Raw genomic sequence first — 6,705 nt, 5'->3', positions numbered from 1 at the left:
GCTAAAATGTAGAGGGAATAAAAAAGAACTGCTAGACTATATGAATAAAAGAGAATCATACTTTCGGAATGTAGACGAAGAAACCTACCAGGTGATGCGAGAATTCCTGCATTCCGAAAAGATGTTAAAAGAAAACGTAGAAAGGATAGAGGGAAAGGAAACGGTGGATATGTGTAAGGCATTGGATGAATTGTATAATGATGGAATAGAGCAGGGAATAGAGCGTGGAATGATTCGAGGAACAATAGAGACAATGAAGGAATTCAATATTTCTATGGAAGAGGCTATAGAAAGAATCTCGAAGAAATTCGAGATTACAAAGGAACAGGCAAAAGAAGAGGTGGAGAAGTACTGGAGCTGATATGAAAGTGGAACGTAAATCGGTGAAAAGATATAGGCAAATCTCTATCAGTATCGTTCTTCTTCTTGTTATCCTCATTCTGGGAGAGGTCTGGTGCTCTACTCATTGGCTGATTGTGCGGAACTATGAATATCAAAGCGAGAAACTGGAGCCAGGACAAGAGATTAATGTAGCAGTATTATCAGATCTTCATGATCATGAGTTCGGAGAAGAGAATGCGAGGCTGGTAAAAAAGGTAAAAGAACAAGAGCCGGATCTTATTCTTCTGGGTGGAGATTTTCTGAATGAAGACTCTGAAGATGCAGATGTGCCGTGTGCTCTTATCCGGCAGTTAAAAGACGTTGCGCCAGTCTATTTTTCTCTTGGAAATCATGAAGTTTCTTATATGGAGAACGGGCATACGGACCTGGTTGGGCAGCTGGAGGCGGCAGGCGCAGTTGTGTTGGACAAATCATATGAAGATATTGAGGTAAATGGAGTGCAGTTCCGGCTGGGCGGGCTGTATGATTATGCATTTGCTCTGGATGGAAATGACGATGCAAAGAACACACCGGAGCCAGTCAAAAGCTTCCTGGAAGATTATCAAAATACCGACCATCTAAAACTCATGATGGCGCATCGCCCGGAGAGCTTCTGCTTCGGAAATGCATCTTCGGTCTGGGATGTGGATCTGGTCATCAGCGGACATATCCATGGAGGGCAGGTGGTACTTCCGATTCTGGGTGGTCTGTACGGAGGAGATCAGGGATGGTTCCCGGAATATGTTCACGGGATGTACCGGAAAGACGATATGAATATATTCGTAACCAGCGGACTTGGAAGCCACCATCAGCTGCTTCCAAGATTCTGGAACCGGCCAGAGATAGCAACGATAAAGATTCATGGATAACGATAAAGGGCATCTGAAAATATGTGTTTTCAGATGCCTTTTCCATATGAGGCGGCAAAAAAGAATTCTGTTGCAAAAGAAATGTAAGCCATGCTATACTTGCATCACATCAAAATCACAGACGAGCCCGCTCGGGCAATTCTTGCGTCTGAATCACCGTTTCAAAGACGGTCTCGAAGGTCAAAGGCAATTCGCCGAAGCATTCAATTTTGATGAGAAAATGAATATCAGGAGGTACATGCATGGGAAAAGGAAATGCAGCAGTCAGAGAATGGATGAGCAACCCGGTAAGATTTTCAGATCTGTACAATGGGATCGTATTCCGGGGAAAGCAGGTGGTATTGCCGGAGGAATTGGAGTCGGCAGAAGGAGAAACGGATATCCTGCTGGAAGACAAAGAACAAAAAGTTCAGGAGATCCACAGATACCGTGACATTGTAATGCGTTGGAAAAAGGGAGCATTACTGGTGCTATTGGCATGTGAGAATCAGGAAAAAGTACATTACGCCATGACCGTGCGCAACATGCTTTATGACAGCCTGTCTTACGTGGGGCAGATCCAGCAATTGTGGAAAGAACGGGAAAAGGAAGAAAAACAGAAGATGACAGCCCCGGAATGCTCCGATGGGGAGACGGAGAAGAAAATCAAGAACTGCTGAGAGAATACGTGTCCAATTATCGCATTAACCTTGTAGACGCGGGAAATCTAGAACATCTGGAACGCTTCCAGAGTGATTTACAAGAAATATTGGGTACGCTAAAATGTAGAGGGAATAAAAAAGAACTGCTAGACTATATGAATAAAAGAGAATCATACTTTCGGAATGTAGACGAAGAAACCTACCAGGTGATGCGAGAATTCCTGCATTCCGAAAAGATGTTAAAAGAAAACGTGGAAAGGATAGAGGGAAAGGAGACGGTGGATATGTGTAAGGCATTGGATGAATTGTATAATGATGGAATAGAGCTGGGAAGAGAACAAGGAATAAAACAGGGAAGAGAACAGGGGATAGAGCTGGGAGTAGAAACATTGAAGGAATTCGGTGTATCCATGGAAGAGGCCATAGAAAGAATCTCGAAGAAGTTCGAGATTACAAAGGAACAGGCAAAAGAAGAGGTGGAGAAGTACTGGAACTGATATGAAAAGGCAGAAATCTGACAGCGTTCTCCTCCGAAAAACAAATATGATTGTATTTTTTTAGTACAATTCGCACTGGCTTTTATTAAGCTTGACAAGCATGGCTGTTTTTGCTAGGATGTAAGAAGGAGTATTGGAAAGAATGCCAAAGAATAATGAGGGCGAGAGAAACAAAAGAGGGAGTGGAGTGCTATATGAAGAAAGAATATGTTAAACCAGTGATAGAGAGCGAAGAATTTGTAGCAAATGAATATGTGGCAGCGTGTTATAAGATTGTCTGCAATGGAGGAGAGGAAGATTATATAAAAATGGAAAAGGCTCCAACATGGGATATGTACGACAATGACAACGATGGATTCGGTAAATCATTAAGCGGTCATTATTATAAAGGATTAATTGATGGAAAAGAAGGACATGATTTGACTCTTGATGGTTGGGTACACCTCGTTTCTTATGTTACAAATGTGGAGGGTACAAATGATCCGCATCCTAATGCTTCGGTTTAAAATTGAAATGAATTAGGAAAAAAGAAGTTGTCTTGACTTTGGAGTTTGGACGACTTTTTTCTTCGTATATTAAGGAGTTATGAGTTTTATATGAGTGTTTTATCTGAAAAGACAAAAATAGAAGAGCGTCTTGTTATCTCAGCCACCCGGAAGCGTATTCCTCTGGGTGGTTCTTTTGAATTATTGCCTCTGTGCAACATGGACTGCCGGATGTGTTTCTTACGGTTATCTCCAGAGGAGATGCGGGCTCAGGGGCGGCTTCGCACGGCGGATGAGTGGCTGGCTCTGGCGCAGGAAGCCAAGGAAGCAGGAGTGTTGTTCCTGCTTCTGACCGGAGGGGAGCCATTCCTATACCCGGAATTTGCCCGGCTGTATCGTGGCTTGGCGGAGATGGGACTATATCTGACGCTGAATACGAATGGAACCTTGATTACGGAGGAATATGCAGATCTTTTGGCAGAGCATCTGCCAAGGAGGGTGAATATTACGCTCTATGGTTCTTCTGATGTGATCTATGGGCGGCTTTGCAGGAATCCCCATGGATTTACGCAAGTGATGCGTGCGATTCATCTCTTGCAGGAGAGGCACGTGCCGGTGAAGTTGAATGGAAGCTTGACGCCGGACAACTGGGAGGATCTGGAGAGGATCCAGCAGATTGCTCATGAGCTGGATATCCCGTTGGAGGTGGATTCTTATATGTTCCCTTCTTCCCGAAAAGGGGTGTGTAAGTTCAATGAGAAGGCCAGACTTATACCGGAGAAGGCGGCGGAAGGATATGTGAAGATCCGTCGGGATGAATTGTCTGCGGAAGAGTTCCGTAAGCTTGCGAAAGCCATGGCCAAGTGTTATCATAAGGGGGAAGATTTTCCGGGAGAATGTGCCCCGGAACCATTGCCATGCAGAGCGGGGTTAAGTTCTTTCTGGATCAACTGGAAGGGCATGATGACACCTTGTGTTTTTATGGATAAGCAGGAGATTCCGGTATTCGAATGTGGATTTGCGAAGGCATGGGAATCTGTGAAGCAGGAGAGGGCTAAGCTGTTCCTGCCGCCGGAGTGTTCCCGGTGTGGGAAGCGTGCATTTTGTACGGTGTGCGGAGCATGTGCATATACGGAGACCGGCGATGTTCAGAAGCGGCCGGATTATATGTGTGCAATGACGACGGAGAAGCTTCGTCTGATGGCAGAATACGCAGATGAAGGGTCAGGCAATGAGAAAAGGAGATCTAAGAAATGAGAATTGCGAAGGAATTTATATTAAGAGAGATTGCGGGGGAATGTGTACTGGTGCCGACAGGGGCTACGACACAGGAATTCAATGGCCTGATCACGATGAGTGACACGGCCAGATTCATCTGGGAAAATATGGAGAAGGCAGAGAGTCTGGAGGAGATGATCCAGATGATTCTTGACGAATATGAGATTGATGAGGAGACGGCGAAGAAGGACGCTATCGGATTCATCTCTCAGCTTCTTCAGGCTGGTTTTGTAGAGTGTACGAAGGAGGATAAGACCTGGTAATGGGAAAGAAGAGTACACAGTATCGTCTTCGGATTCTGTTATTGGCAGTGGCTGTCGGGATGGGAATCTTATATATTGCCAATGAGTGGGTGCTTTATAGTCGATTTGACCGTTCTACACCAGAGATTACCTTTGACACAGATGTGCTGGAAGTATCCGTAGGCGTGACGGAAGAAGAACTGCTTGCCGGAGTGAAAGCTACCGATAAGAAAGATGGAGATGTAACGGATACAGCTATTATAGAGAGCATTTCCAAGATGCTGGGAGATCATCAGCGGGTGATTACCTATGCCGCTTTTGATCAGGATAACCATGTAGGAAAAGCGCAGCGAAAGATGAAGTATGTAGATTATACACCGCCACGTTTTTCTCTGGATGGACCGCTGAGGGCATATTCGGTCAATGCAGAGATGTCTGAGATCCTGGAACCGCTTCATGCATCGGATTGTATTGATGGAGATCTGACCAGTCAGATTGTCGTGACGGATACAGAGATGGTGTCTATGACGTCAGATGCTATGACAGCGCAGTATGAAGTACAAGTAACGAACAGCTGCGGTGACGTGGCAACGCTAAGGCTTCCGGTGAAGATTGTGATGAATAGTACTGGTGCATATGCAAGTGTGGAGTTGTCTCAGTATCTCATCTACTCTAAGGTGGGAGAAGGTGTGGACTTAGGTGCTTATATTGTGCGCGCATCTGCGGGAGGCCGGGAATATGGAGTGGGAGATGTGCAGATCAGTTCGGATCTGGATACTTCTATGCCGGGAATCTATACGGCGACATATACATTAAATACAGAACAGGCCAGTGCGTCTACGGATCTGATAATAGTAGTGGAAGAGTAGGATTATAAGAAGATGACAGAACGGATAGATATTGTAAATATATTAAGACGCGTGCTCAGGCAGTGGCTGGTGATTCTTCTGGTTGGAGTGATCGCGGCTCTTGGCTGTGGTATTGTGGCAAGCAGGATGTATCGGCCTCAGTATGAGACAAAGGCCATTATAGTTGTATATGAGCGAGATGGTGCCGGAGCTACCAGCGGTACCAGCGGAGCACAGGAGACGGCGGAGATCTTTCAGGAAGTGATTACCAGTAGTCTTCTGCAGAAGAAGGTTGCAGAGGCACTGGAGATATCCTCGCTTCCAGGCAGCATTTCTTGTGAGAGTATTCCGAACACGAATATGATCACTATGAAAGTACAGGCAGCAACTCCGCGGGATGCCATGATTGTTATGAATGGGATTCTGGATCATTATGGGGAAGTAACAGAGAAGCTTCTGAGCAATATGGTGCTTCAGGTACTGGAGGAGCCGAAAGTACCTATGGAGGCTATGGAAGCGTATGATGCAAAGCATTTGCTGGCCAAAGTGTTTCTTGTAACGGCAGCAGGAATCGTTTTTTTACTTGCATTGTTCTATTATTTCCGTGATGATATTAAGAATGAAGAAGAAGTAGAGAAGAAACTGGATACACGGTTATTTGCGACGATTTATCATGAAGATCTGAATAAAGGCCTGCATCTCGGGCTGCGAAAAGAGAAGACAGGACTTCTCGTGAGTAATCCGGTTACCAGCTTCGGCTATATTGAGACTTTCCAGAAGCTCTGTATGAAGCTGGATTATAAGGTCGGACGTAAGGGTAAGAAGGTAGTCCTTGTTACCAGTGTTCAGGAAAATGAAGGAAAATCCACAGTGTCAGCCAATCTGGCGCTGTCTCTTGCCAAACAGGGGAAGAAAGTACTTCTGGTGGATGCAGATCTTCGTAAACCGGCGCAGTTTAAATTGTTTGGGCAGAGATATACTAAAGGTGAGGCTCAGGTGGGAAGTGTTCTGGCAGGGAAAGCGGAGCTCTCTGAGGCAGTGAGGGAGATAGAACACACCGGTGTGCGACTTCTGGCAGGAAGCCGCAGTTACAAAAATGCAATGAAGCTCCTTGTAAGCCAGAGCGCAGCAAAAGCATTTGACCGGTTTGCAGAAGAAGTGGATTACGTTATTATTGATACACCGCCGCTTTATCTGGCGGCAGATGCAGAAGAGATCATGCAGCATGCGGCGGCAGGGCTTCTGGTAGTGCGGCAGAATACTTCAAAAGTAAAAGATATTAATGATGCAATTGATATTTTCAAGAAAAACGGATGCCAGCTTCTGGGGTGTATACTGAATGATGTGGAGACAGGGCTTCTTGGCAATGTGTTTCCGAGATCAGACAGTTATCAGCAGAAATATGGCTATGGGTATGAATATTATAATAAGAAGAAAGAACCAAAGGAGAATGCATAAATAAGC

At 45.2% G+C, this 6,705-nt stretch carries 8 protein-coding genes and 1 pseudogene; all 9 read left to right on the top strand.

What is annotated here, in order from left to right; translation table 11 throughout:
- Window positions 1–361, top strand: a pseudogene (locus tag JQM81_RS05375) (transposase); the annotation flags it as partial.
- 1 nt (window position 362) lies between these two features.
- Window positions 363–1,250, top strand: a complete 888-nt coding sequence (locus JQM81_RS05370) for a metallophosphoesterase (RefSeq protein ID WP_235232509.1) — start codon at window positions 363–365, stop codon at window positions 1,248–1,250.
- Window positions 1,251–1,492: 242 nt separating this feature from the next.
- On the top strand, window positions 1,493–1,909 hold the full coding sequence (locus JQM81_RS05365; protein ID WP_235232508.1) for a hypothetical protein: 417 nt from the start codon (window positions 1,493–1,495) through the stop codon (window positions 1,907–1,909).
- Window positions 1,819–2,388, top strand: coding sequence for a hypothetical protein (locus JQM81_RS05360; protein ID WP_235232507.1), 570 nt, complete (start codon window positions 1,819–1,821; stop codon window positions 2,386–2,388). The genes JQM81_RS05365 and JQM81_RS05360 overlap by 91 nt, the downstream gene beginning before the upstream one ends.
- A 194-nt stretch (window positions 2,389–2,582) precedes the next feature.
- Entirely contained in the window at window positions 2,583–2,894 is a 312-nt protein-coding gene (locus JQM81_RS05355; protein WP_235232506.1) for a hypothetical protein, read from the top strand.
- A gap of 90 nt (window positions 2,895–2,984) precedes the next feature.
- On the top strand, window positions 2,985–4,130 hold the full coding sequence (locus tag JQM81_RS05350) for a radical SAM protein (protein WP_235232505.1): 1,146 nt from the start codon (window positions 2,985–2,987) through the stop codon (window positions 4,128–4,130).
- A complete protein-coding gene (locus tag JQM81_RS05345) occupies window positions 4,127–4,414 on the top strand; it encodes a PqqD family protein (RefSeq protein WP_235232504.1) in 288 nt (95 codons plus the stop codon). Before JQM81_RS05350 ends, JQM81_RS05345 begins: the two co-directional genes overlap by 4 nt.
- Entirely contained in the window at window positions 4,414–5,262 is an 849-nt protein-coding gene (locus JQM81_RS05340; protein WP_235232503.1) for a hypothetical protein, read from the top strand. The genes JQM81_RS05345 and JQM81_RS05340 overlap by 1 nt, the downstream gene beginning before the upstream one ends.
- Window positions 5,263–5,274: 12 nt before the next feature.
- On the top strand, window positions 5,275–6,699 hold the full coding sequence (locus tag JQM81_RS05330) for a polysaccharide biosynthesis tyrosine autokinase (RefSeq protein ID WP_328282596.1): 1,425 nt from the start codon (window positions 5,275–5,277) through the stop codon (window positions 6,697–6,699).
- The last annotated feature ends 6 nt before the right edge of the window (window positions 6,700–6,705 follow it).

This window comes from Faecalicatena contorta (assembly GCF_021531895.1).
GTDB lineage: Bacteria > Bacillota > Clostridia > Lachnospirales > Lachnospiraceae > JAFBIX01.
This window is presented reverse-complemented; position numbering and strand designations above follow the sequence as displayed.